This window comes from Sphingomonas sp. DMC8, assembly GCF_056314185.1.
The window spans coordinates 177,476-202,651 of the sequence record NZ_JBQUYV010000006.1 but is presented as its reverse complement, the minus strand read 5'-3'; the positions used below and the strand labels follow the sequence as shown (position 1 = coordinate 202,651).

The 25,176-nt window shown below is 65.7% G+C and carries 25 protein-coding genes and 1 riboswitch; of the genes, 10 read left to right on the top strand and 15 right to left on the bottom strand.

Translation table 11 applies throughout. The features are described 5' to 3' along the window. Window positions 1-9: 9 nt before the first annotated feature. Window positions 10-1,197, bottom strand: a complete 1,188-nt coding sequence (locus ACT53K_RS13645; RefSeq protein ID WP_476229227.1) for an efflux RND transporter periplasmic adaptor subunit — start codon at window positions 1,195-1,197, stop codon at window positions 10-12. Between the two features lie 286 nt (window positions 1,198-1,483). On the opposite strand from ACT53K_RS13645, the gene ACT53K_RS13640 reads away from it, so the two are divergent. Beyond that, window positions 1,484-2,215 (top strand): SIMPL domain-containing protein, encoded by a 732-nt coding sequence (locus tag ACT53K_RS13640; protein WP_476229226.1) that lies wholly within the window; start codon window positions 1,484-1,486, stop codon window positions 2,213-2,215. Between the two features lie 76 nt (window positions 2,216-2,291). On the opposite strand, the gene ACT53K_RS13635 is transcribed toward ACT53K_RS13640, so the two are convergent. The 3 genes from ACT53K_RS13635 to ACT53K_RS13625 form a co-directional block, all read right to left on the bottom strand. Continuing rightward, window positions 2,292-2,549 carry a GlsB/YeaQ/YmgE family stress response membrane protein gene (locus ACT53K_RS13635; protein ID WP_476229225.1) on the bottom strand — a complete coding sequence of 86 codons (258 nt, stop codon included), beginning with the start codon at window positions 2,547-2,549 and terminating at the stop codon, window positions 2,292-2,294. 197 nt (window positions 2,550-2,746) lie between these two features. Beyond that, window positions 2,747-3,046, bottom strand: a complete 300-nt coding sequence (sciP, locus tag ACT53K_RS13630) for a CtrA inhibitor SciP (protein ID WP_476229224.1) — start codon at window positions 3,044-3,046, stop codon at window positions 2,747-2,749. A 104-nt stretch (window positions 3,047-3,150) separates the two neighbouring features. Further along, window positions 3,151-3,378: a hypothetical protein gene (locus tag ACT53K_RS13625; RefSeq protein ID WP_476229223.1), complete on the bottom strand. Its 228-nt coding sequence runs from the start codon at window positions 3,376-3,378 to the stop codon at window positions 3,151-3,153. Window positions 3,379-3,538: 160 nt separating this feature from the next. Between ACT53K_RS13625 and mnmA the strand changes: the two genes are divergently transcribed. Next, window positions 3,539-4,648, top strand: a complete 1,110-nt coding sequence (gene mnmA / locus ACT53K_RS13620; protein WP_476229398.1) for a tRNA 2-thiouridine(34) synthase MnmA — start codon at window positions 3,539-3,541, stop codon at window positions 4,646-4,648. A 2-nt stretch (window positions 4,649-4,650) separates the two neighbouring features. Here mnmA and ACT53K_RS13615 read toward each other — a convergent pair whose 3' ends face one another. The 3 genes from ACT53K_RS13615 to ACT53K_RS13605 form a co-directional block, all read right to left on the bottom strand. Next, on the bottom strand, window positions 4,651-5,493 hold the full coding sequence (locus tag ACT53K_RS13615) for a fumarylacetoacetate hydrolase family protein (RefSeq protein ID WP_476229222.1): 843 nt from the start codon (window positions 5,491-5,493) through the stop codon (window positions 4,651-4,653). A 74-nt stretch (window positions 5,494-5,567) separates the two neighbouring features. Beyond that, entirely contained in the window at window positions 5,568-8,177 is a 2,610-nt protein-coding gene (locus ACT53K_RS13610; protein WP_476229221.1) for a PAS domain-containing protein, read from the bottom strand. Window positions 8,178-8,267: 90 nt separating this feature from the next. Then, window positions 8,268-9,971 (bottom strand): histidine kinase famiy protein, encoded by a 1,704-nt coding sequence (locus ACT53K_RS13605; protein WP_476229220.1) that lies wholly within the window; start codon window positions 9,969-9,971, stop codon window positions 8,268-8,270. A 224-nt stretch (window positions 9,972-10,195) separates the two neighbouring features. On the opposite strand from ACT53K_RS13605, the gene ACT53K_RS13600 reads away from it, so the two are divergent. Continuing rightward, window positions 10,196-10,804 carry a PEP-CTERM sorting domain-containing protein gene (locus ACT53K_RS13600; RefSeq protein ID WP_476229219.1) on the top strand — a complete coding sequence of 203 codons (609 nt, stop codon included), beginning with the start codon at window positions 10,196-10,198 and terminating at the stop codon, window positions 10,802-10,804. Next, on the top strand, window positions 10,801-11,400 hold the full coding sequence (locus tag ACT53K_RS13595) for a L,D-transpeptidase family protein (RefSeq protein ID WP_476229217.1): 600 nt from the start codon (window positions 10,801-10,803) through the stop codon (window positions 11,398-11,400). The genes ACT53K_RS13600 and ACT53K_RS13595 overlap by 4 nt, the downstream gene beginning before the upstream one ends. A 6-nt stretch (window positions 11,401-11,406) precedes the next feature. Here the strand turns inward: ACT53K_RS13595 and ACT53K_RS13590 are convergent, their stop codons facing one another. The 8 genes from ACT53K_RS13590 to ACT53K_RS13555 all read right to left on the bottom strand — a co-directional run bounded on the left by ACT53K_RS13590 (window position 11,407) and on the right by ACT53K_RS13555 (window position 18,056). Further along, window positions 11,407-12,099 carry a GntR family transcriptional regulator gene (locus tag ACT53K_RS13590; protein WP_476229216.1) on the bottom strand — a complete coding sequence of 231 codons (693 nt, stop codon included), beginning with the start codon at window positions 12,097-12,099 and terminating at the stop codon, window positions 11,407-11,409. A gap of 36 nt (window positions 12,100-12,135) precedes the next feature. After that, window positions 12,136-13,212 (bottom strand): Rieske 2Fe-2S domain-containing protein, encoded by a 1,077-nt coding sequence (locus ACT53K_RS13585; protein ID WP_476229214.1) that lies wholly within the window; start codon window positions 13,210-13,212, stop codon window positions 12,136-12,138. Between the two features lie 70 nt (window positions 13,213-13,282). Further along, entirely contained in the window at window positions 13,283-13,726 is a 444-nt protein-coding gene (locus ACT53K_RS13580; RefSeq protein ID WP_476229213.1) for a MarR family winged helix-turn-helix transcriptional regulator, read from the bottom strand. A gap of 46 nt (window positions 13,727-13,772) precedes the next feature. Beyond that, window positions 13,773-15,161, bottom strand: coding sequence for an L-serine ammonia-lyase (locus tag ACT53K_RS13575; protein WP_476229211.1), 1,389 nt, complete (start codon window positions 15,159-15,161; stop codon window positions 13,773-13,775). Between the two features lie 101 nt (window positions 15,162-15,262). After that, window positions 15,263-15,351, bottom strand: a riboswitch (glycine riboswitch). Window positions 15,352-15,409: 58 nt separating this feature from the next. Further along, window positions 15,410-15,676, bottom strand: a complete 267-nt coding sequence (locus ACT53K_RS13570) for a hypothetical protein (protein WP_476229210.1) — start codon at window positions 15,674-15,676, stop codon at window positions 15,410-15,412. Between the two features lie 17 nt (window positions 15,677-15,693). Further along, entirely contained in the window at window positions 15,694-16,503 is an 810-nt protein-coding gene (locus ACT53K_RS13565) for a response regulator transcription factor (protein WP_476229209.1), read from the bottom strand. Between the two features lie 58 nt (window positions 16,504-16,561). Next, window positions 16,562-16,777 carry a hypothetical protein gene (locus ACT53K_RS13560; protein WP_476229208.1) on the bottom strand — a complete coding sequence of 72 codons (216 nt, stop codon included), beginning with the start codon at window positions 16,775-16,777 and terminating at the stop codon, window positions 16,562-16,564. Beyond that, window positions 16,764-18,056, bottom strand: a complete 1,293-nt coding sequence (locus ACT53K_RS13555) for an EAL domain-containing protein (RefSeq protein ID WP_476229207.1) — start codon at window positions 18,054-18,056, stop codon at window positions 16,764-16,766. The genes ACT53K_RS13560 and ACT53K_RS13555 overlap by 14 nt, the downstream gene beginning before the upstream one ends. A gap of 147 nt (window positions 18,057-18,203) precedes the next feature. Here ACT53K_RS13555 and ACT53K_RS13550 point away from each other — a divergent pair, with 147 nt between their 5' ends. From ACT53K_RS13550 to ACT53K_RS13525, 6 genes are all read left to right on the top strand, one after another. After that, window positions 18,204-19,091: a tyrosine-type recombinase/integrase gene (locus tag ACT53K_RS13550; protein WP_476229206.1), complete on the top strand. Its 888-nt coding sequence runs from the start codon at window positions 18,204-18,206 to the stop codon at window positions 19,089-19,091. Between the two features lie 620 nt (window positions 19,092-19,711). Next, window positions 19,712-20,179, top strand: coding sequence for a hypothetical protein (locus ACT53K_RS13545; protein ID WP_476229205.1), 468 nt, complete (start codon window positions 19,712-19,714; stop codon window positions 20,177-20,179). Then, window positions 20,176-20,673, top strand: coding sequence for a transcription termination/antitermination protein NusG (gene nusG / locus ACT53K_RS13540; protein ID WP_476229204.1), 498 nt, complete (start codon window positions 20,176-20,178; stop codon window positions 20,671-20,673). The genes ACT53K_RS13545 and nusG overlap by 4 nt, the downstream gene beginning before the upstream one ends. A gap of 97 nt (window positions 20,674-20,770) precedes the next feature. Further along, window positions 20,771-22,189 (top strand): O-antigen ligase family protein, encoded by a 1,419-nt coding sequence (locus tag ACT53K_RS13535; RefSeq protein WP_476229203.1) that lies wholly within the window; start codon window positions 20,771-20,773, stop codon window positions 22,187-22,189. Window positions 22,190-22,201: 12 nt separating this feature from the next. Beyond that, entirely contained in the window at window positions 22,202-22,915 is a 714-nt protein-coding gene (locus ACT53K_RS13530; protein WP_476229202.1) for a polysaccharide biosynthesis/export family protein, read from the top strand. Window positions 22,916-22,946: 31 nt separating this feature from the next. Continuing rightward, window positions 22,947-25,136 carry a GumC family protein gene (locus ACT53K_RS13525; protein WP_476229201.1) on the top strand — a complete coding sequence of 730 codons (2,190 nt, stop codon included), beginning with the start codon at window positions 22,947-22,949 and terminating at the stop codon, window positions 25,134-25,136. The last annotated feature ends 40 nt before the right edge of the window (window positions 25,137-25,176 follow it).

Genomic DNA, 25,176 nt, shown 5'->3' with positions numbered 1-25,176 from the left:
CGCCGTCCCTTACTTTTTCTGGAGCTGGGGAATGACCTTCTGGCCCGGGTTGAGGAACGCGCCTGCGGTCATCACCACCCGCTCATTGCCCGAAAGCCCTTCGGTCACCACCACGCCATTGTCGGAAACGTCGCCGGTCTTGACCGGGCGACGCACGGCTTCGTTCCGGTCGTTCAGGATGAAGACGAAGCTGCCCTGCTGGTCGCTCTGGATCGCCGATTGCGGCAGTATCACGCTCGTCACGGCGCCGGCGACGATCCGCGCGCTGGCAAAGCCGCCCGGACGCAGCGCCGGATTATAGGCGAGCGCGACGCGGGCGATGCCAAGCCGGCTGGTCGGGTCGATCACCGGCGAAACCTGCCAGATTTCGCCCTTGAAGGCTTGCTGCGAGCCGACCGGTGTCACCTCGGCAGGTGCCCCGACGTGCAGTTTCTGGATGTCGCTTTCGGAAAGCTGGGTGCGCAGCTCCATCTGGCCGCCCATCGCCATGCGGAACAGCACGCCCGAGCCCGAGCTGACGATCTGGCCCGGTTCGATCTGGCGGGCGAGGATTAGCCCCGCCTCAGGTGCGCGGATGTCGAGCCGGCGGTTGCGGGCCTGGGTTTCGGCGAGCTGGGCAGTGGCGACGCGAACGCGCGCCAGTGCCTGGTCGCGCGCGGCAGTCTTCTGGTCAATATCGGCGCGCGAGATGAAGCCGTTCGACACGAGTTTCTGCGCGCGCTCGAGATTCGCCTGGGCCAGCTTTGCATCCGCCTCGGCGACGCGGATCTGCGCTGCCAGCGACTCGGCGGTCTGCGCCTGCACCGACCGGTCGACGGTGGCGAGCACCTGGCCCTTTTCCACCCAGCTGCCGGCATCGACCAGCACGCGCGTGACAATGCCGCCTTCGCCGGCCACGCCGACCGGCATTTCGCGCTTGGCCGCCAGGCTGCCCGTGCCCGTCACGATCGTCGAAATCGTCGTCCGGCCGGGGATGGCAACGGTGACAGTCGACATTTGCGCGCGGGCTGCGTCGCCGTTGCCGCTGGCGGCCTGCACGGCCGTGGTCTTCGGCTTGCCGAACATCAAAAAGGCAGCCGCCAGGATGACGACGAAGGCACCAAGCCCGATCCACAGCCAGCGCCGGCCCCGCCGCGCGGTGTCGCCCTCGTAACCGAGCCGTTCCTGCCGTCCCAACATCCCTGCCTCGTAGTTCATCGCCCGCCCTCTGCACGGCAGTACGCCGTATCCGTGGCACTGTGTTATATGAATATATCACCCGCCACAAGGGGGCTGATTCCGCTGCGGAAGGCGGCATGGCAGGGAATTCGTGCGCTACGCAAGTCGAAACCGTTTTCATTTAGAAATAATGCAAGTCCGTGCAAATAAATCCAAAATATCGGCTCTTGTTGGAGCGCCGGCCTGGCGTTCTCGCGAAGCTACGTTCATCCCCCGTTCGGGCCGGCTCTGGCAGCCGGATGGCAGCAACGACAAGGAGGAACCGATGAACCGCTGCTTCATGCCTGCGCTAGCACCGCTGACGATAGCTGCCGTCTTGGCGTCGACCGTACCTGCCGTGGCGCAGGAGGCCGCAGTGCCGGCGCTGCCAGCCACCGGTACCGTGCTGACCGTGGTTGCGGAGGGCGCGACCACGCGCGTTCCGGATATGGCGACGATCCAGGCCGGGGTGGTGACCAGCGCGGCCACGGCGGCCGAGGCGATGCGGCAGAACGCGACGCGCATGGCGGCGGTCCTTGCCGCGCTGCGCAAGGCGGGCGTGGCGGAGCGCGACCTCCAGACCGCCGCGATCAGTCTCAACCCCGAATATCGTCAGCAGGACAACAAGCCGCCGGTGATCACCGGCTATCAGGCGTCGAATCAGGTGACGGTGCGGTTTCGCGACATCGCCCGCAGCGGTGCGATCCTCGATACGCTCTTGGCACAAGGTGCGAACAGCATCTCGGGACCGGTCATGGGGCTGGCGGACGAAGACGGCGCGCTCGACGAGGCGCGGCGCGATGCGGTGAAGCGCGCCCGCGAACGGGCTGCTCTGTATGCGCAGGCGGCGGGCCTCAAGGTCGATCGCATCCTGCTCATTTCCGAAGGCGAGGCCACCACGCCGCCGCGCCCGATGCCGATGTTCGTCGCGCGGGCGCAGGCGAGCGCAGAAACGGCGGTTCTGCCGGGGGAGCAGCGCATCACCGCCACGCTGACGGTACGGTTCCTGCTGCAATAGGCCGATAGTAAAAGGGCCGCCCCCGGGGGCGGCCCTTCCGTACGACGCTGACAAGGGGGTCAGCGTAACCTGCGAGTCAGCGGACTGCGCCGCGACGCACCAGATTGACGATTGCCAGCAGGATGATGGCACCCAGCAGCGACACCAGGAAGGTGGTCGGGGTGATGATCCCGCTGTTGATGTTACCGCCGAACAGCAGGCCGCCGATAAACGCGCCGACAATACCGACGACGATGTTCAGGAAGATGCCCTGCTGGGCATCGGTCCGCATGATGATGCTCGCGAGCCAACCGACGACGCCGCCGATGACGAGCCAAACGATAAAGCCTACCATCTGTCCCTCCTGTTCTTGCCCGTCTAGGCGGGCGACAGAAGCGAAAATCCGCAAACGCTCATGTTGGTTCCGTACCGATTTTTGCGATGCTCGCCGGAACTTTTGGCAGACTTGCCGCAGCTTGGCGGAAACGAAACAAAAAGGCCCGCCTCTCGTGCGAGAAGCGGGCCGCGGTTGGGGCGCAAGGGGTGCGCGAATCAGTATTTCTGCTGGCGTTCGTACAGCGAGCGATAATGCTGGATGCGCGTCACGCGCAGCCCCGGCATGCCTGAGCGATCGATCGCGCGTTGCCAGCCGGCGAATTCCTCTACGGTGAGGTTGTAGCGTTCGCAGACCTCGTCCACGGTCAGAAGCCCGCCATTCACGGCTGCGACCACCTCCGCCTTGCGGCGCACGACCCACCGAGTCGTCTCGGGCGGCGGAAGCGTCTCGAGAGTCAGCGGTTCGCCAAGCGGGCCGATGACTTTCGCGGGACGGATCTTCTGGTTCTCAATCATCTACCAACCTCGATCGGGGCCGATGCCCCTGTTACGCATTCACTGAAACGACCATTATCGCCCGGCCTTGAACATCGGCTAAAATGGCAAGGTAAACGCCCGCTTCACTTTTGTGCCCACCGGCTGAGCGCCGCCGCCGCCGCCTGGTGGAATGCACCATGGGCAGGGGACAGCAGCGCGGCTGCCGGGATGGGCATAGAGAGCCGGGTCTGGGCGCGCGCGGTGGGGCTGGCCGCCTGGCGGGTCGCGATGCCGACCATCAGCACCGCCAGGCCTGTGGGCAGGGCGGTTATGGCGACGTCGCGATCCAGCCGGGCAAAACTCAAATCCACAATTACGCACCCAAGCTTCGTATCTCTATAATGTCTCTTTTAGCGGCGAGTGCTGAAAGGCCCGTAAAGGCGACGCAAACCTCGGCTTAACCTAGGTTCCCGATTGCTTGACGTAGCCCTATGGGTGGCGCCTCACCGCAAGCCACCCTATGTGGCGGCGATGGTTCCTGGTGATTTTCAGCTCGAGGCCCCGCTTGCCGGCAAGCGGATCGTCGTCGCCATGTCGGGCGGCGTCGATTCATCGGTCGTGGCGGCGCTGGCCGCGCGCAGCGGTGCCGAGACGATCGGTATCACGCTGCAGCTTTACGACCATGGCGAAGCGGTGGGCCGTGCCGGCAGCTGCTGCGCCGGCCGGGACATTCGCGATGCGCGGGCGGTGTGCGACAAGCTGGGCATCGCCCATTATGTGTTCGACCACGAATCGAGCTTTCGCAGCACGGTGATCGACGATTTCGCCGACGAATATCTGGCGGGTCGCACGCCCATTCCGTGCGTGAAGTGCAATATGGGGCCGAAATTCACCGATCTGTTCGCGCTGGCGCGCGATCTGGGGGCGGACTGCCTGGCGACCGGCCATTATGTCCGCCGCGCGGTAGGGGCGGGTGGGGCCGAGCTGCACCGCGCGGCCGATCCCGCACGCGACCAGAGCTATTTCCTGTTCGCGACCACGGCGGCGCAACTCGACTTCCTGCGCTTTCCGCTGGGCGGGCTGCCCAAGCCGCAGGTGCGCGAGCTCGCCGCCGAACTCGGGCTGGGCGTCGCGGCCAAGCCCGACAGCCAGGACATCTGCTTTGTGCCCGATGGCGACTATGCGTCGCTGGTCAAGAAGCTGCGGCCTGAAGCGGAAACCGGCGGCGAGATCGTCGATGAAAGCGGGCGCGTGCTGGGTATGCACCGCGGTCTGATTCACTTTACGGTGGGCCAGCGGCGCGGACTGGAGATCGGCGGCGCGGCCGAGCCCTATTATGTGTTGCGGCTGGAGCCGGATACCCACCGCGTCGTCGTCGGCCCGCGCCGCGCGCTGGCGGTGCAGGCCGCGCGGATCACCGGAATCAACTGGCTTGGCGGCGATTATCGCGGGCCGATGACCGTGAAGGTACGCAGCCTCGCCAAGCCGGTGCCGGCGCGGCTGGACGAAGACCGGGTGGTGTTCGAGGCACCCGAATATGGCGTCGCGCCCGGCCAGGCGGCGGTGCTTTACGCCGGCGACCGGGTGCTGGGCGGCGGCTGGATCGCGGAGACCGAGCGGGCCGAGATCGCCGCCGCCTGAGTTCAGCCGACGACGTTCTGGTGCTGCTCGCCCAGCTTGTCGATGCCCAGCGCAATCGTGTCGCCCGGCTTCAGATACCAGGGGGCCGGCTTCTGCCCCATGCCCACGCCCGGCGGGGTGCCGGTGGTGATCACGTCGCCGGGCAGCAGCGTCACGAAGCGCGAAATATACGACACCAGATGGGCGACGCCGAAGATCATCGTCGCGGTGCTGCCGGTCTGGACGCGCGTGCCGTTGACATCGAGCCACATGCCCAGCGTCTGCGGATCGCCGACTTCGTCGCTCGTGACCAGCCAGGGGCCGATCGGGCCGAAGGTGGGGCAGCCCTTGCCCTTGTCCCAGGTGCCGCCGCGCTCGAGCTGATATTCGCGTTCCGAAACGTCGTTGATCACGCAATAGCCGGCGACATGCGCGAGCGCGTCTTCCTCGGACACATAGGATGCTTCGGTGCCGATCACGACGCCCAGCTCGACTTCCCAGTCGGTCTTGGTCGATCCGCGCGGGATGCGGACGGGGTCGTTCGGCCCCTGGATGCAGCTCACTGCCTTCGTGAACAGCACTGGTTCGGCCGGGATCGGCATGTTCGATTCGGCGGCGTGGTCGCTATAGTTCAGACCCACGGCGATGAACTGGCGCGTGCCCGCCACCGGCGTGCCGAACCGTTCGGGCGTACCGACCAGCGGCAGCGTCTCGGGATCGATCGCGGCGAGCGCCGCCAGGCTGTCGGCGCCCAGCTCCGCAGGCCCGATATCGGGCACGATGCCCGAGAGGTCGCGGACCTGTCCGCTCGCATCGACAAGGCCCGGCTTTTCCTGGCCGGGCTGGCCAAAACGGCAAAGTTTCATGCGCGCATGTTCCTTTCACGGGAGGATATGCGTGCGGCTATTGGCGGCTGGATGCGGCGCCGTCACGCGCAAAATCACGCCGCAGCGTGCTTCTGCACCAGCGCGTCGAGTGCCTTGGCCAGTTCGGCATGGCGGAAGGGCTTGGGCAGATGGGCGAACTCGCTCGACAGGCCGGCGAGGTCGGCATAGCCCGACACGATCAGCACCGGCGCCGAAGGAAATTGGGCGCGCAGCGTCCGCGCCAGCTCGGTGCCGGTCATGCCCGGCATCAGATGGTCGCTGACAATCAGGTCCGGGTTCAGGCCATGCTCGACCAAAGTCAGCGCGGCGAGGGCCGAATCGGCTTGATGGACTTCATATCCCATGCTGCGCAGCATCTCGGCGGCGGTCGCGCGCACTCCGTCCTCGTCGTCGACCAGCAATACGTGGCCCGAGCCCGGCGCTGCATCGCGTGACGGGCGGATGGTGCGTTCGGGTACCGGCGTGTCGCTGACCGGCAGCCATAATTCCACGGTCGTGCCCTCGCCGGGCACGCTGGACAGCGTCATCGTGCCGCCCAGCTGGCTGGCAAGGCCATGCACCATCGACAGGCCCAGCCCGGTGCCGCGGCCAACGCCCTTGGTGGAGAAGAACGGCTCGACCGCGCGCGCGAGCGTTTCCGCATCCATGCCGGTCCCGGTATCGACCACCGCGAGCCGCACATATGGGCCGGGCGCCAGCTCCGGCGTGTCCGCACCGGCCTCACCGCTCGCAACGCGAATGGTGAGTGTGCCGCCCGTAGGCATGGCATCGCGCGCATTCACTGCCAGATTGAGCAACGCCATTTCGATCTGGTTGGGGTCGGCGCGCGCCGGCGCCAGCGGCTCGTCGCGCGCCACCACCAGTGCAATCTGCGGTCCCAGCGTGCTTTCGAGCAGCGGTACCATATCCTCGACCCGCGCCTCCAGCGCCACCGGCGCAATCTGCAGCGGCTGGCGCCGGGCGAAGGCCAGCAGCCGCTGGACCAGCGTGCTCGCCCGCTCCGCCGAGCGCAACGCACCGTCGATCAGCCGCCGCAGCGCGGGATCGTCGCCGACCTTGCGCAGGATCAGGTCGAGGCTGCCGATGATCGGCGTCAGCAGATTGTTGAAGTCATGCGCCACGCCGCCGGTCAGCTGGCCCATCGCTTCCATCTTCTGGCTCTGGCGCAGCGCGGCCTCGGCTTCCTTCAGCGCGGCAGTGCGTTCCTCGACGCGGCGTTCCAGCGTGTCGCGCGCGCTGCGCACGTCGGCGAGCAGCCGGGCATTGTCGATCGCAACTGCGGCCTGTGCGGCCAAGCTGACGGCCAGCGCCTCGTGCCGCGCGGTGAACCGGGCCGGCTCCGGATGGCCGAACAGCAACCCGCCCAGCACGCCACCGCTGCGCGACACCACCGGCACGCCCAGATAGCTGACGACCTCCGGATGCCCTGGCGGCATGCCCGAAAAGGGCGCGTTGTTGCCATAGCGGGGATCGCGGGTGATGTCGTCCGAGCGGATGATCCGATTGCGGAAGATCGGCCCCAATACACCGGTGGCGCGGGGACGCCCCAACGCGGCGAAATGGCTGCTGTCGTCGCCGGACAGCGTGAACAGATGCAGCCGTTCCCCATCCTCGTCGAGACTGTTGTGGAAAAAGGCGCCCAGCCGTGCGCCGGTCAGTTCGACGCCGGCATCGGTCAGCATCTGCACCAGCCGTTCGAGTGCGTGCTCGGCCGCCAGGGCAGCCCCCACGCGGTTGAGCGTTTCGAGTGCAAGCTGGTCGCGGCGCTCGTCGGTCACGTCCTCGCAGGAAATGGCGATGCCGGTGATCGCGCCAAACTCGCCATAGAGCGGCACCCAGTTCTGTCGCCAGATGCGGGGGCTTTCCGACTGGCCGGGGGTGACGCCGCAGATCTCCAGCCCGGTGATATATTCGCCGGCCAGTACCCGTTCGAACGCGCGGATCGCCTGATCGGCCAGATCGGGCACGATCTCGCGGACATGGCGGCCGATATGGTCGGCGGCAGGAATGCCGTTCCACGCCGCGAGCAGCTCGTTGATTCGGACATAGCGCAGGTCGGTATCCAGCACCGCCAGCCCCACCGGCGAGCCGTCATAGATTGCGGCCAGCTGATGCGTCTGGCTGCGCGCCACCGCCTCGCTGGCGCGCAGGGCCGCTTCGCTGTCGCGCAGCCGCCGTTCGGCAAGCACGCGCTCGGTGGTTTCCGAAACCAGGCAGAGCACACCGCCGATCGAGCCGTCATCATCGGGGACGGCCGAATAGGATACGTCGAAATAGACTGTTTCGCCGAAGCCCCGCCGTTCGATGTAGAAAGGCCGGTCGTTCGCGGCAAAAGTCTCGCCGGTCGCGCGGACATTTTCGAGCAGCGGTCCCAGATCGTCCCACAGCTCGCCCCAATATTCGCGTGCCGGCCGGCCCAGCGCATGGGGGTGCTTGTCGCCGATGGTCGGTGCATAGGCGTCGTTATACAGGGCGACAAAGTCCGGGCCCCAGAACATCACGATCTGGGTGGCGGCGGGCAGGATCAGGCCCAGCGATGCGCGAAGGCTGGCCGACCATTGCGCGCGCGGACCCAGCGGGCTGGCTGCCCAGTCCACCCCGTCGATCAGTCGCGCGACCGGGATATCCCCTCCCGTTCCTTCCCGCGCAGTCGCTTGGTCCATGCAGATCGGCTCCGTCGACACCGGGGGAGAATAACCATGGCACGGTTCTACCGGCCAGTCCCCTTGGCCGATCCCCTTGCAAGGCTCGGGCTAGCCTTCGGCCGCGCCGAAGGGAGAGCCCGTCCGCCGCTGCTCGGGCGAACGTCGTTCCAGCGCCGTGCGGATCCGGTCTGCCAGTTCCTCGCGGCGATAGGGCTTGCCTATCACGTCCAGATTGTTTCCGCGCGGAATATCTGCAACGAGATCCTCGTTATAGCCGGTCGTCATCAGAATCGGCGTGTCCGGGTGAAGCTTCCGGAACTTTTCGACCAGCTCCAGGCCATTCATGCCGCCCGGCATGACAATGTCGGTGAAGAGAAGGTCAATCGTTTCGCTCTCGGCATATTGCAACGCTTCTTCGCCACTTGCCGCAGTAAGTATGCGATAGCCCAGCGCGCGCAGTTGTTCCTGCGCCAGCGCGCGGACATCGTCGCTGTCTTCGACGAGCAGAATGGTCTCCTTTCCACCCGTCACGATCGGCTTCGCCTGCGGTCGCACTGCTGGCATAGCCGGGGCATTGCCCGCGGCGGTGGGGAACAGCATGCGCACCTGGGTGCCCTTGCCGGGCGTGCTGTCGATTTCCAGCCGCCCGAGCGATTGCTGGACAAAGCCATGCACCATCGGCAGCCCCAGCCCGGTGCCGCGCTCGGCTCCCTTGGTGGTGAAGAACGGCTCGGTGGCGCGGCGCCGTACCTCTTCCGCCATGCCCATGCCTTCGTCGCTGACGGTCAGCACGACATAATCGCCCTCCGGCAACTGATGCATCGGTGCGTCGCCGTTCAGCTTCCAGAGGCGCGTGGAAATGGTGACGGTGCCGCCGCGGGGCATGGCGTCGCGTGCATTGAGCAGCACGTTCAGAATCGCCATTTCCAGATGATTGGGATCGATATTGACCGCAGGCAGGCGGCGTTCGAGCATCGTCACCAGCCGGATCTGCGCGCCCACCGTATTGTCGAGCAGGTCACCGAAATCATGGATCAGCTGGTTCAGGTCGACCAGCCGGGGCTCGAGCCGGGTCTTGCGGGCAAAGGCGAGCAGCTGGCGGGTCAGCTTCGATCCGCGGTCGGCCGCGCGCGCCGCATTGCCAAGCAGACGTTGGTGCCGCTCGTCGCTTTCCTGCCCCAGAACAATGTCGATATTTCCGGATACGACCTGCAGCAGATTGTTGAAATCATGCGCCAGCCCGGCAGTAAGCTGGCCGATCGCTTCCATTTTCTGTGCCTGCCGAAACGCCTGTTCGGACGCGCGCCGCCGCGTGACGTCGAGCTGGCTGGCGAAGAAATAGAGGAGCTGGTCGTCCTCGTCATACACGGGGGCGATGAACACCGCATTCCAGAAGGGCGACCCGTCACGGCGATAATTGAGGATTTCGAGCGAGATGGCCTGGCGTGCCGCCACCGCCTCGCGCAGTTCGCGTACGGTGTCGCGGTCGGTTTCCGCGCCCTGAAGGAAGCGGCAGTTGCGGCCGACGATTTCGGATTCCTCATACCCGGTCAGGTCGAGAAACGCCTTGTTGGCAAAGGCGATCGGATTGTCCGGCTGGCGCGGATCGGTGAGGATCATCGGCATGCGCGTCATCTGCAGCGCGGCAAAGAACACGCCACCGCGATCGTCCAGTCCCGGCTTGGTGATCGTCGACCGCTTCCAGTGACTGCGCGGCGGGGTGCCGGTGGGGCTGTAGGAAGTTTCATCCTTTAGGTCGGTCGCGGGCTCTCCTACGGCCTCGCCTCGCACTTCGCCTTCTTCGCTGTTCACGCGGTTTGCTTTCCTCATCGTCGCACGGCCACCGTCCATAATTCACGGCGCCCGTTTCGGTTGCGAACCTTCAGGATTCAGAGGCTATTTTCTGGCGCGGCCGGGGCAGTCGAAAAGCGAGTTGCTCGCCTGATCGCGAAACTAAATCGCGTCGACGCAGTTATCTGTCTGATAACCGTAATTTTCGTACCGCTCGCAACGGGCGGGCGCAGGGAGGGCTGGCCATGTCGCGTCCGGGCAAGGGTGCCGCGCGCCGAATTGCGTGTATCTGCCTTCCGGCGCTGCTCGTCAGTACGCCGCTGGCGCCTGCGGTGCCCGCCGTTACGCATGCAGGGAAGGTTGATGTCGCCGCGCTGTTCGCGCTGCTCGACGCGCGATCCCCTGGTGCGCGCGGCGCCGTTACCATCGACAGCAAGGCGCGCAACGGCAGTCGTGGCGGCGTTCCGGGTAGCGGATCGGATGGCGGTTCGGGGTCGGGGCACCCCGTCTGGTCGATTACGCCCGACGCCGCCGGGGTACCGCGCCCCCCTGCTGCGGGGCCCGGCAGCGGTGGTCTGGTTCCTGACGGTGCTGCCAGCCCTTCGCCGGGCGGCATCGCGGAGGGGGCCGGGCCTCCCGGTACTGGTAGTACCGTGCCGTTCTCCCCGCCGCCCGGGGGCATTGTGGTCCCGGGCGGTCCGGTAGGCGTCGTGCCGCCTGGAAGTCCCGGCGGACCCTCCGGTCCACCGGGTGCGCCGGTGCCGGAACCGTTCAGCTGGGCGCTGTTGCTGTTGGGCACGGCCTTGGTCGGCGCCCGGGTCCGCCAGCGCCGCGCAGCCACCATCCGGGCATGACGGGAAAGGCTGTCATCGCGCTGGCGCTGCTTCTTCCGTTCGCCTGGAGCTGGTCCGCGCCGCGCGCCGCACCCCCGCCAGCAACGCGGCCGGCGACGGTTGTCTCGGGTGACCGCGTCCGCTTTCCTGCCGCAGCGGCGCCGACGCTCCGTCTGCCGGATGGCAGCACAAGGCGTGTCGAAAGCCTGCTCGCCGTTCATGGCCGCCTCCACCACGGTGCCTTCGCCTGGAATACGGCGGGTGTGCCGCCGGGGCCGTTATGGATCTGGATCGATCCCGCACGCCAGTTGCTGTCGGTGTTTCGTGGAGGGCATGAGATCGGCACGGCGGTGCTGCTGTTCGGTGCCGATGGCCGGCCGACGCCCGGCGGCACGTTCCGCATTCTGGGCAAGAGCGAAGCCTATCGCTCGCGTGCCTTCGATGCGCCGATGCCCGATGCGCTGTGGATGACGCGCGACGGTGTCGCCATCCACGCCAGCAATGTGCGCGAAGGCGCGGCGACGCATGGCTGTATCGGCGTGCCGCCCGATTTCGCCCGGCTGTTGTTTCAGGCGACGCACGTCGGCGACCTGGTGGCGATCCAGCCTTATCGCTGACGCCGGCTAGCCCGTCCCCAGCATCCGGAACGCCTTGCGGTTGGCGACAGCAGTGCCGGCATGGGCGCGCATCAGCCGCTCGGCGCGGTCGGCATCGCCCATCCGAATCGCGTCGAACACGGCATGGTGCTGGTGATGGGCCGCCAGCAGATGGTGATACTCGCCTTCCAGATCGTCCCAGTCGAGCGCCAGCGCCGCCGCCGAGGCGAAGGGGAGATGGTTGTTGCGCCCCAGCGCCAGCGCGATCGAGGGATTGCCGCTGGCGGCAATCAGCCGGTCGTGGAAATCGAGATTGTAGCGATAGAAGAGATCGAGATCGCCATCCGCCAGATGCCCCTTGGCGAAGATCGCATCGCCTTCGGACAGGGTGGCGGCGAGTGCCTGTTCCTCGCCCGGGGTGGGGCGGCGTTCGGCCAGCCGGCGCGCGGCCAGCCCCTCCAGCACGCCGCGCACTTCGATCGCGCCGGTGATCGCGGCGGCGTTGACGGCGCGCGGCGTATAGCCCCGTGCGCCGAGCTTCTCGACCAGCCCTTCATGCTCCAGCGTACGCAACGCGGTCCGCACCGGCATCCGCGACACCCCCAGCGCCGCAGCGGTCGGGATTTCGGCAATGCGTTCGCCCGGCCGGAACGTGCCGTCCGCGATCATGCGACGGAGCGTGACGAGCACATGCTGGCCGGGCTTGATGCGATCTTCCATGCGCCGCCTTCTAGGCAAAAGAAGCGCGGCTGGGAATCAGGCGGCGGCGCTCTCCGGCTCGGCCCGTTCGGCGGCGATGATGCGGTCGATCACCAGCCGCGAGCGGACGCCGCCGGCGTCGATGTTCAGCTTCATCAGTTTGCGGTCCGGATAGCGCAGCAGATTGGCCTGTTGGCGTTCGAGCATCTCCAGATCCTCGCCGAAGATCTTGCCCTGGCCGGTGCGGATTGCGTCGGTCAGCGCCGCGTCGTCCACCGAGAAGCGACGCGCCATGCCCCAGAAATAATGGTGCGAGGTCTCCGTCTCCGGGGTGATGAAGTCGACGACGATGCTGGAGGCCTTGTACCGGTCCTCGGCATGGTAGCCGCCCTTGCCGGCGAGCGCGACGCCCACTTCGATCAGCACATGGCTGGGTGGCGTGAAGCGGCAGATCTGCCAGCGGTCGACCGGCTGATCGTCGGGCAGGCCCGCAGCCCGCAGCGCCATTTGCCAGAAGGGCGGCGCGAGAATGCCTTCCATGAAGCGGCGCGTGACGACCTGCTCGCCTTCGATCAGCGTCTCGACCGGCGCCTCGTCGATTTCCTTCTGGCCGATGCTGGTGCTGTGGACATAGGTCTCGTGCGTGAGGTCCATCAGATTGTCGATCATCAGCCGGTAATCGCAGTGGATGTGATAGCGGCCGCCGCCATAGGCCCAGTCGGGGCTCTCTGCCCATTCGAGGTGGTGGAGCTGGGCGGGATCGGCGTCTTCGAACGCGCCGGGCCAAACCCAGACAAAGCCATAGCGCTCGATCGTGGCGAAGCGGCGGATGGTGGAGAATTTGTCGACGCGCTGGCCGGGCATGGATGTGGCGCGGCCGGCGCAGCCCATCACCAGCCCGTGATAGCCGCATACCAGCTCGCCATCGCGGACGAAGCCAAGCGAGAGCGGTGCGCCGCGATGCGGGCAGAAATCCTCGAGCGCGACGGTCGCGCCGCCTTCGCCGCGATAGAAGACCATCGGCTGGCCGCAGATGGTGCGGGCAAGGGGTTTTTCGGCGAATTCGTCCGCCGTCGCCGCGACATACCAGGTGTTGCGCGGCCAAAGCGCGCCGCTGCCAGCGATCCGACTCATCAGCCTCTCCCTTATCGATATTGGATCCAATTCATCATGAATCGTATCCAACGTCAACGGAGGTTCGGCGTCAGCGCGCGGCAATCCGCTTCAGCGTCGCGGCGAGCAGCGGCCGTTCCTCGGGCGGGACGATCTCGGCAAAACGTGCTTCGTGCGCGTCCATCGCGGCTTCGGCGGCGTCGCGCATCCGCGCGCCTTCCGGGGTCAGCGACAGCGCGGTCGAACGGCCGTCGAGCGGGCTGCGCTGCACCAGATCCTTGGCGATCAGCCCGGCAATCAGCGGCACCATGTTGGCGCTCTTGATCGCCAGCCGCCGGCCCAGTTCGCTCTGGCTGCAACCCGGATTGGCACCGATCAGGATCAGCAGTGTCGCTTCCACCGGGCGCAGGTCGAGCTCGGCCAGCGTCGCCCCCAGATCGGCCATCATCACCAGCGACGCACGACGGAGCAGATAGCCGAGGCGAGTGGAGACGGGTTCAACGAAGCCGTCGGGTTCGCGCAGAAGGTCAGTCATCGCACGACCTTATCGCGCGCGGCCGGGGTGGGCAAATGGCGCGCCGTCAGCACTCGACGACGTTCACGGCAAGCCCGCCCAGGCTGGTCTCCTTATATTGCGAGGCCATGTCGCGGCCGGTCTGGCGCATGGTCTCGATCACGGCGTCGAGCGACACCTTGTGCGACCCGTCGCCATGCAGCGCCAGCATCGCTGCGTTGATCGCCTTCACGGCGCCCATCGTGTTACGCTCGATGCAGGGGATCTGCACCAGCCCCCCGATCGGGTCGCAGGTCAGGCCCAGATTATGTTCCATGCCGATTTCGGCGGCATTCTCGATCTGGAGGTTGTTGCCGCCCAGCGCAGCAGCGAGTCCCGCCGCCGCCATCGAACAGGCAACGCCCACTTCGCCCTGACAGCCCATTTCAGCGGCGGAGATCGACGCCTGCAGCTTGTAGAGAATGCCGATCGCCGCCGCCGTCAACAGCAGGCGGCGACTGCCTGCTGGCGTCGCGTTGCCGACAAAGCTCTCATAATAGCGCAGCACGGCCGGGATGACGCCCGCCGCGCCGTTGGTGGGGGCGGTGACGACCTTGCCGCCGGCGGCATTCTCCTCGTTCACCGCGAGCGCCCACAGGCTGACCCATTCGAGCACCGAGGCCGGCTCGATCCGGGGGCCGCGGGCGAGCAGGGCCTGGTGCAGCTTGCGCGCGCGCCGGGCGACGTTCAGCCCGCCTGGCAGCACGCCCTGCTGCGCCATGCCGCGATCGACACAGGCCATCATCGCCGCGCGGATCGAATCGACAAAACCCAGCGTCTCCGCCTCGGGGCGCCACACCGCCTCGTTGGCCAGCATCAGTCCGGCAATGTCGGTGCCCAGTTCATCGCAGCGCACCAGCATGTCGCGCGCGCTGCCAAAGCCGTGATTGGAGCGCGCCGATACCGATGCCGCCTCACCATCGCGCAGGATGGCGCCGCCGCCGATCGAATAATAGATGCGCTCGCGCACGCTGCCATCGTCGAGCGTTGCAGTGAAGTGCATGCCGTTGGGATGGGCAGGCAGGAAGCTGCGCTTGTGAAAACGGATATCGGCATCCGGATCAAAGGCAATGGCGCTCCGGCCGCCCAGCAGCAGCTGCTGCTCGGCCGCGACTTTCCCGACGATCGCCTCCACGGCATCCGGATCGACCCCGTCGGGGCGTTCGCCGGCAAGGCCCAAAATCACGGCGCGATCGGTGGCGTGGCCCTTGCCGGTCAGCGCGAGCGAGCCGTGCAGGTCGCACGTCACCGACACCACGGTGCCTTCGCCCAACGCCCAGGCCGCGAACTGCTCGGCAGCGCGCATCGGCCCTACGGTATGCGAACTCGACGGCCCGATCCCAATGCTGAACACGTCAGTAATGCTGATCGATCCAATGCGCGGATCGACCGTGTTTTCCGCATGCGACAGTGACACCCTGGCTCCTAAGACGATAGAGAGATTCGGGCCCCTTCTGTCCTTGTGCCTGAGATCGCTATCCCGTCGGCGAGCGCCTTCGCGCTACTCTCCAGAATCTGTTGTGCGGACGGTCCTTTTGCCTGAGAGTTTCCGGGGCGGTTGCTCCTTCGGCGATCCGGCAAACCGGATTCTCTCCCGTTCCGACGCGACAAGTGTCGTCGCGCCGGCGAGCCATGTCAAAGCAAATTTCCCGCCCCGGCGGCGGATCAGGGGCTCTTGGGGCTGCCGCCGGTCGATGCGGCCACGATCACGCCGGCAGTTGCCAGCACGGCGAGCCCGGTCCACCAATAGCCGGGCTTACGCTTGCGCAGTCGTCGGCTGCTGCTCTCGTCGGGGCTGCCAAGCGGGCCGCCGATCGTCGCCGCATAGGCTGCGCCATGGGGCCGCATGGAAGGCGTGGTACGAATTGCCTGCGCGAGTACCGGTGTGGATATCAGCAGGCCCAGCGTCACCGCTGCTGCAATTTTACGCATGATGGAACCTCTTTCGGTCATTGGCGTGCGGGGGAATATTGCGCGGCCGGCGCGCTGCCGGCCCCGGGCAGAGCGAGCCCGGCGGGATCGGCCGAACCGTCGTCGAGGAAGAATTTGATGAGCGCGGCTGTCGATGGAACGCCCATCTTGCGGAGGATGCGCCCGCGGTGGATCTTGATCGTATATTCGCTGCGACCCAGGATTGCCGCGATCTGCTTGGTCAGATGGCCTTCGAGCAGCAACGCCATCACCTTGCGCTCGGCCGGCGTAAGGCTTGCGAGCACCGCCTGCTTGGCCTGGGCGGCCCGGTTATCCACGCAGCGCCGCTGCGCACTGGCCAGCGCAGACAGAACCGATGCCTTGAGTTCGTTCATGTCGAGCGGCAGCGCGAACACATTCTCCGCACCCGCTTTCATACATTGCACGGTGAACGCTACGTCGGGCTTGGCCGAAATGAAGATCGCGCCGGCGGTGCTGCCGTGGTCGCGCATCCAGCGATAGAGTGACAGGCCATCCAGACCCGGCAGGCGCGCATCGATGACCGCCACGCCGTTGAAGGGCAGTTCGCAGGCCTGCTGGAACTCGATAGCGTTGTCGAACGCCGTCACTCGGGCGGCCAGACCCGTCAGCGCGCGCGTCACTCTGGAGGCGAGCTTCGAATCGGCCAGCAACAGGCAGATTTCCGCCTCGGCCTTGCCCGATTCAATTCGCCGGCCAGCATCGCCCGCAGGCCCGCGCATATAGTGGACGGACGCCGAGGCCCGCGGCGTTACCCGCGGCCGCGCACCCGCGGGATCGGACTTCAGCAGAAGATTGGCTAAAGGCATGGCGAACTCTACCACTGCAAGAGGGGCAGGATGGCGGGGGCCAGGCGACCGGACTGCATCATGGCAGTGCCCGCCACACCAGCCAGCCGGCGATGATCCAGACCAGCGCGGCAGCCAGCAGCACAACACCTAAAATCGGCGGGGGCGTTTCGCGCTCTTCCTCCGTTTCGGTTGCCACGGTTATCGCCTCGAGCGCCTCGCGATCCTCGGCCGGCGTGCGGAAGGCGAGCGTGGTTGCTGCGCCCGCGTCGCGATCGATTTCATGCCTCTGCATGCTGTACCTCCCGGCAATGGAGGCCAGGGCGGACGCTGACCGGCAATCGCGTGCGCCAGGGGCGGATCAGGCTGGGGCAACCCCAATGATGGCCCTGCTGCCAGCGCCCGCCCGCCTGGCGCGCCAGCGCCGCCTGTTCGGGTGTCTCAACGCCGTCGACGATAACCGTCGCACCGATCGCCGAGGCTGCGCCGATCAGGTGGAACAACAGCGCCTCTCCCTGCGCTGACAGGGTCGCGCGATGCACGAAGAGGGGATCGATCTTCGCGAAATCCGGGGTGAGTGCGAGCAACTGGCGGAGCGAGGCATGGCCCGCGCCAAAACCGGCCAGCGCAAAGCGGCAACCAAGGCGGCGCATGCTGCTCACAAATTGTACGGCGGGCGATATATCGGTTAACGGCGCGGTTTCCGTAATTTCCAGTACGAGCCGACTGGCGAGCCCAGGCGTCGCCTCCAGCCGTGCCTGGATCGTGTTCCACCAGCGATCCGCGCGCAGACTCTGTACGGACAAGGGAACGCCCAGGGTCACGTCCGGCGCGGCGACCAGTTCTTCTATTACCTGTAGCACCACATGGTGGTCGACCCAGCGGGCGAAGCCGAGTCGCTCCATGGCGAACGATAGCGGACCGGCATTTTGCGGCGTGCCGTCTGCCCCGGCCACGCGCAACAGACTTTGCTGATACAGTATCGTGTCTGGCGCCTCGGTATCGCATATGGGTTGCCAGGCAAGGCCGCTGGCGCGCGCACCGTGCACGCCCGGTTCCGGCGCATGGGGCAGCAGGCGCGCTGCAGCCGCCATATCGGCGCAATACTGCGCTGCCCAGGCGGAGTTGCTGGCATTGGTGTTGCCGAAAAAGAAGGGCGCGCCGGGTGGGGCGCTCGTGCGCTCGTCTGGCGCTGGACGGGGGCTCGCCCAGAAATGGATCGTGCCCGATTGCGTGTCGAAACCGTGGCGCGGCAGGCGCCGGCAGAAACTGTCTGCCCAGCGCATGTCGCCGCCCTGCGGCCAGCTGTGATGCGGAAGGTGTAGTACAACCGAACCGTCGCCATCGGGCGCAGCCGTGCCACCGGGGTGCCCGCAGGATTGCTCGATCAGCCGGCACAGGCCCTGCATCGCCTCTTGGGCCGCTGATTCGCCAAATGCCTGACGAACCGGCGCGAGATTGTCGATTGCCAGCGAAACGGAATGCGCAGATGCATCAATGGCCCCCGCGCGTGGGCGCAGTGACGGGCCGGATGCCCATTTGGGCTGGCTTCGCACCTCGGCTACCTGGCTCATGACGCCCCCCAAAGTTCCGCAGTACAGGGTCGGATACTGTGTGACGCTCTAGCCAAAACTGTAACAGATCGAGACAAAAAACGTTTTGGTAATGAGTCGATCGCAGATGGTGCTGCTTCCGACCCGAAAATTGGAAGGAGCCGTCAGATGACATGGAACGTATACAATTCGGAGGGACAAAGGAAATATTTAACTTCAAATGAAATTGAGATGTTTTTGAAAACATCTCGAAAAAGGCCGATAGAAATTAGAACATTTTGTTTAACTATGGCTTATACAGGATGTAGAATTTCAGAAGCTTTATCTATGACGACCAGAAATATTGATTTCGAATCCAAGCAGATCGTGATAAGGTGTCTGAAAAAGCGTGGGGATAGGGTGTTCAGGGCAATACCAATTCCACAGGAACTGATTAAATTGCTGGAGAATTGGTTCGATACGATAGAATCGGAAGATGATCTTCTATGGCCTTGGTCGCGCATGACGGGCTATCGCCGGATCTGCGAGGTGATGGAGGAGGCGGGGATTCGCGGCAGTTACGCGACGCCGAAAGGGCTGCGCCATGGTTTTGGCGTGCGGGCGATCCAGTCGAGCGTGCCACTAACGCTCGTGCAGCGCTGGCTGGGGCACGCCAACATCAAAACAACCGCAATCTATACCGGCGCGATGGGGCCTGAAGAGCGTGAAATCGCTGCAAGAATGTGGCGGGGCGGTGGCGAGAGCAGTTCGGCCGCCGGGGAGCGGCGACTATGGTCCAACATCGATCTGGATGGCGATCTTGGCCCTTATACTGTCGACGCGGTCGTTCCCTTGTCGCCAATTCGGTCGTCCAAGCCTGAAAAGGCGGTGTCCTCGCGCCGAAGCGCAGGCGCTGCCGCTAAGCAAGAAAGTTACGAAAAGGGGCTTGGAGGCCGCTTAAAGCGAATGCTGGCTTGCTCGTTGTTACAGTTTTGGCTAAAGCGTCGCGTGAAAAATCCTTATGAATCAATGGAATGTCCTTCTTTGATACAGTTTCTCCCCCTCGTTGTCCGGTAACTTCCCACGTTACCTGAACCCCTTTTACAATCGCCGGTGACCCCCCGGGCCGGTGATAGGTACAACAGGCATCAAGATTGCGCCTACGCGCGGACCCAATCGCCTGTTCCGTGTTGACAGCAGAGCCCGAGCAGGTCTGAGGCAGACCGCCGCAAAGGGCAGACTTGGCGTTGATCGTATTTGATCCGCATCCGCCCCGTTGCTGTCACGTCGCGCATCCTGCCGCACCCAATGTACGAGCGCATTAAGCGCATTACCGAATCTGACATGCATTCTGTGCATGACGGCCACCTGAACCATTGCGATGCCTCGCGCGGATTAATGCGCGCATAGATCACCGGCGGCTTAAGTGGCTTGTCCGGATGATTACAGGTGCGCCCTCCTTCGAGGGGCCATCGGCAATGGCGGCGTTACCGTCCGATTTCTGCGGGTGGACAGTCGCCGCATAGCCCTTTGGGGCTATAGCGTATAGGCGTCAAAGGTTACTTAAATTTACGGGCTAAATCAATTAAATACAACGCAAATGGCGGGGCGTCCGAGGATATCCCGATGGCGTCGCGTAAGATGGAGTTCCGTTGTTCATGGATCCGCTTTGTACATACGGTTTCCTGGAACGGACGGTGCATCGTCTGGAAGCTGCGATTAATGCGGAAGAAGGCGTAATCTATTGGAAGGATTGCGTTTCGATACTTGAAGATATCGAAGAATTTCTGCGCGGCTATGATCGCGGTGCGCCGCCCGTGCCTGCGCCCGAGGACGCGATCGAGCGCATTCTGCGCCTTGGGGCGCCGGGGCCTGCGCTGGCGAAAATGCTCTTCCTGCTGCTCAACACGCCCGATGGCTATTGCAGCAAGGACGATCTGGCCCGCTTCGCCGATTGCGCGATCGGCAGCGTCGCTGTCTATCTGACGCGCCTGCGCACCTTCCTCGCCGGCCTGGGCCTCGAAGGCGAGCTCAAGCCGCTGTACAAGACCGGCTATCGCCTCTCCGTTCTCGCGCGCTACCGGGTGCTTGAATTGCTCGGTCGGCTCGCGCCGGTCGAGGACATGGCTGAACCGCTCGACGAAGATTTGCGGGTCGACGCATGAGACACTGGTATGTCGTGGAAACGCAGCCGGCGTCCGAGGCGCGTGCGCTGCGCAATGTCGAGCGCCAGGGCTTTTCCTGTTTCAATCCGCTGCTGCCGCGCCGGACGCGGCGGCGCGGGAAGCTGGAAACGGCGATTGTTCCGGTCTTTCCCCGCTACTTCTTCGTGCATCTCGATCTGGATGCGGAGCCCTGGCGGTCGATCAACGGCAGCTACGGCGTCAAGCGTCTGGTGCAGATGACGGCGCTTCGCCCGCAGCGGGTGCCAGACGGCGTGGTCGACTCACTGCGCGCGCGTTGTGTCGACGGCGTTCTCGCCGAACCCGAACAGCCGCTGCGCGTAGGCCAGAGCGTTCGCGTGGCAGACGGCCCCTTTCTCGATACGATTGCGACCATCGAACGCTTCGAAAGTCGTGATCGCGTTCGCATCCTCATGGAATTGCTGAACGGCGTGACGCCGGTCAGCCTCTCGCGGAGCGCGCTCGAAGCGCTCTGATCCGCCCGGGGCCATGTGCCTCGGGCTGCGGTGTTGCACCGCGCGATACAAATCCAGCCCTTGGCGGGTGCTTCCCGCCGAGTGCGGTAGCCTTGCCATGATCCGATCCGCTTCGATCCTCACCGGCCTGCGTGCCCCGTCCGCAGATGCCTCGCTTCGCCTCGCGCTGCTGGCGGGCGGGCTGCTCATCGCGTTGGCGCTGGGCGGCAGCAGTCGTGCGGATGCGATCACCATGCCGGTCCTGCGACCGCTGGCGCTCGCGCTGTTCGTTGGCGCGCTGGTACTGGCGACCGGCGACGCGACAAGGGTACCGCGCGGCCCGGTCGTCTGGGTCGCCGCCTTGTTCCTGACGGCGTCTTTCTACTGCCTTCCCCTACCTGCGGGCATGGCGAACGCGCTGCCCGGCCATGGGCTGATCGCCGCAATCGATACCCGCGCCTTTGGCGGCGCGCTGCCCCGGCCGGCTTCGGTCGATCCGGCGGCAAGTCGCGATTTTCTGTGGGATCTGCCGCTGCCATGCGCCATCTTCCTGCTCGCGATCGGCATGCCTGCCGCCGCGCAGGCCCGCGTCCAGAGCCTGTTGCTGGGTTTCGGCCTGGTCTCGGTCGGGCTGGCGGTCCTGCAATTAAGCCATGTCGGCGGTGCGAACTGGCAGATCCACACCATCGCCAATTTTGGCGACGCCTGCGGCTTTTTTGCCAATCGCAACCATTTCGCGCTGTTCCTGGCGTTGCTGATCCCGCTGCTGTTCCTCTGGGCGCCCGACCATCTGCCGCATCATCGCGTATTTCGCGCCGTTGGATGGGCCGCCGTGGCAATCGCCCTGGCCTGGATCCTGTTGCTGATCGCGGTTGGCGGCGCGCGGATCGGCGCGGTGGCGAGCGTGGCGGCACTGCTCACCTTGCCGTTCCTGTTCTCGCGGCGGGTTGGCCGGATCTCGCGGCGCGGTTGGCTTGCGACGGCCGGCCTGGTCGGCGGGATGGCGCTGCTGCTCGCGTTCGCCTTCGCCAATGGGCGGGCGACCACGCTCGAGCGGCTGGGCAGCATCGCGGTCGACGGATCGCGGATCGAACTATGGCAGGGCTCGACCGTGCTGCTTACCCGGTTCTGGCCGATCGGCGCGGGGCCCGGCAGTTTCGCCACGGCGTATCGGATGCTGGAGCCCGATGCGCTGCTGTCCCCCGACTATGCCAATCATGCGCATAACGACTGGCTGGAGACCGCCGAGACGCTGGGTCTGCCAGGTGTGCTCTGGATGGCGGCGGGGTTGCTGCTACTCGCCGCGCGCCTGTGGCACCTTGCCCATCGCCCGGCCGAGCCTGGCGCCCAGCGTCGGCTGCGGCGCTGTGGCCTGGCCATTGTCCTGATCCTGCTGCTCGGCAGCGTTACCGATTATCCGCTGCGCACGCCGGCGCTGGCGAGCCTGTTTGCGCTCGCCTGTGCCTGGCTGTGGCGCGGCGCCCGCACTTCCGGTGCGATACCCCATCCCCCCGAACTGCCCAGTCCTCGAGCGTAAGAGAGTAGAGTAATGCAACGCTTAAGCGCCGCGCTGCTGTGCACGGCGGCTTTTCTGCTGGCGCCTGTTGCGCCGGGCCACGCCCAGACCGGCACGGCAGCGCAGAAATCACCGCTTACCCGGCTTCCACCCCCTGACGGCTATCCCGCCGATGCGGCGACGCCCGTCTATCGCATCGGGCCGTTCGACAAGCTGCAGATCGACGTGTTCGGTGTGCCCGAACTCAGCAACAAGGAGATCCAGGCGGATTCCACGGGGCGCATTTCCTTCCCGCTGGCCGGCATCCTCGACGTCCGCGGGCTGACCCCGGCCGAAGTCGAGGCTCTGCTGCGCGAGCGTCTCAGCGCGCGCTATGTCGAGGATCCGCAGGTCACGGTGAACATTTCCGAAGCCGTGAGCAACGTCGTCACCGTCGACGGCGAGGTTCGCAATCCCGGGCTCTATCCGGTGATGGGGCGCATCACGCTCTTGCGCGCGATCGCCCGCGCGGGCGGCACGGCGGAGTTCGCCAAGCTGAAGAACGTGATCGTGCTGCGCGAGGTGCATGGCGAGCGGCTGGCGGCGGTCTTCGACGTCCAGCGGATCCGCGACGGTGTGTACGAGGATCCGGTCCTTTATCCTGAGGACGTCGTCATCGTCGGGCATTCGAAGGGGCGCCAGATCTTCAAGGATTTGCTGACCGCCTCGCCGCTGCTCGCCCCCGTCATCTACCTGCTGCGCAACTGAGCGCGGGCAGCCGGAACCGGAAGGTCCGACCATGAACAATGCACTTTCCGTCGGCGCGGCCCCGCAGGGCGGCGCAGCGTCCATCGCGCCCGTGGCAGGCACGGAATCCCGTCTGCCGCCGGCGCTTGTCCAATATTGGCGCGCATTTCTCCGCTGGCGCTGGGTGGTGGCCGCCGTCGTCGGCGGCTTTCTGGTGGCGGGGGCAGTCGTTACCTTTCTGAGCCCCGCCGAATATAGCGCGACTGCGCAGGTCCAGATCGACCGCAACCAGAAAAACGTCACCAACGTCGCGGGGCTCCAGTCGGCAGCCGCCGACCGCGATCTCGAATTCTACGAAACGCAGTACAACCTCCTAAAGGCCCGCACGCTGGCGGAGCGGGTGGCGCGCGTGCTCAAGCTGGGAGAAAGCGACGTCTTTTTCGCGGCACATGGCGCCAAACTGCAAACGGGAACCGAAGCGAAGCTGAGCGCAGGCCGGCAGGCGGCCAAGCGCGAAGAGCGGGCGGTGACGCTGCTCCTCCAGCATGTTTCCATCATGCCGGTAAAGAATTCGCGGCTGGTCAACATCCGGTACACCAGCCGCGATGCCGGGTTGTCGGCGCGGATCGCCAACGCCTGGGCGGAACAGTTCATTGCCGCCAGCCTCGACCGAGAATTTGCCTCGACGGCCGATGCCCGCAAGTTTCTGGAGGAGCGGCTGGCGACGCTGAAGGGCCATCTGGAGCAGTCGGAGCGCGAGGCGGTGTCCTATGCCACCGGGCGCGACATCGTCCGGCTGGAAGATACGCATGGCAATGACGGCAAGAGCCAGACCGGCCGCACGCTTGCGGCGATGGATCTGGTGGCGCTCGACCAGGAACTGGCGCGCGCCGTGGCGGACCGGGTGCAGGCGGAAAGCCGGATGCAACGCGGCCGGGTCGACGTGACGTCGGATGCGCTGTCGAACCCGACCATCGCCAATCTGCGGCAAATGCGTGCGGCGACTGCGGCCGAGTATGCCAAGGTGCGGGTGCAGTTCAAAGCCGATTATCCTCCCGCAGTCGCACTGGCGAAGCAGCTCGATACGCTCGATGCAGCGCTGGCGCACGAAATGGGCCAGATCCGCAGCAGCCTGGTCGAGCAATATCGCCAGGCCGTCGCCCGCGAAGCCGATCTTCGCCGTCAGGTCGAGGCACTGAAGTCGAAGCTGGACCGCGAACAGCACGACACGATCCAGTATAATATCTATCAGCGCGAGGCGGATACCAACCGCCAGCTCTATGACGGCCTGCTCCAGCGCTACAAGGAAATCGGCGTTTCCGCGGGCGTGGGCGTCAACAACATCGCCATCATCGATCCGGCTGATGTGCCGCGAAAGCCCTCCTCGCCCAACCTGTTGCTCAACATGGCGACGGCGCTGATCCTGGGCATCTCGGTGGCGATGGTGCTGGTGCTAGCGCTCGAACAGATCGACGAAGGCATCCGCGACCCGGACCAGGTTCAGCCCATGCTGGGCCTGCCGATGCTCGGCCCCGTGCCCAGGGCGGAACGGCCGGTGCGCGAGGAAGTGGCCGATCCCACGTCCGATTTGTACGAAGCCTATTTCAGCATTCGTTCGAACCTGGATTTCTCGACCAGCCACGGCTTCCCGCGCTCCCTGATGCTCACCAGCAGCCGCGCGGCTGAAGGCAAGAGCAGTTCGGCCTTTGCGCTTGCCTCCGGTCTCGCGCGCACCGGCAAGCGGACGATCCTGATCGACGGGGATCTTCGCTCGCCCTCTGTCCACAAATTCTTCGATTTCCCGAACCGCGCGGGCCTCGCCAACTATCTGGCCGGGCAAGACGACTGGCGGGCGCTGGTGCATCCGGTTCCGGATACCGGCCTCAGCGTCATCACCAGCGGACCGATCCCGCCCAGCGCCGCCGAACTGCTGAGCACGGAGCGGCTGGGGCTGCTGGTGGACGCGCTGCTGGCTGAATATGACCATCTCATCGTCGATGCGCCGGCACTGCTGGGCCTGTCCGACGCGCCGCTGATCAGCCGTACGGTCGAGGGAACGGTCTTCGTGATCGAGGCCGCCCGCGTCGGTGTGCCGGATATCCGGGCCGCCATGGCGCGACTGGACATGGCCCATGCGCGGCTGTTCGGCGCGATCCTTACCAAGCTGGAAATCCGGCACGGCGGCTATGGCTATGGGTACGGCTATGGCTATGGCCGGCGCTATGCGGAGGCACGGGGCTGAGCATCGTCCGGGCCGGCCGGCCCGGACACGCGATCCCGAC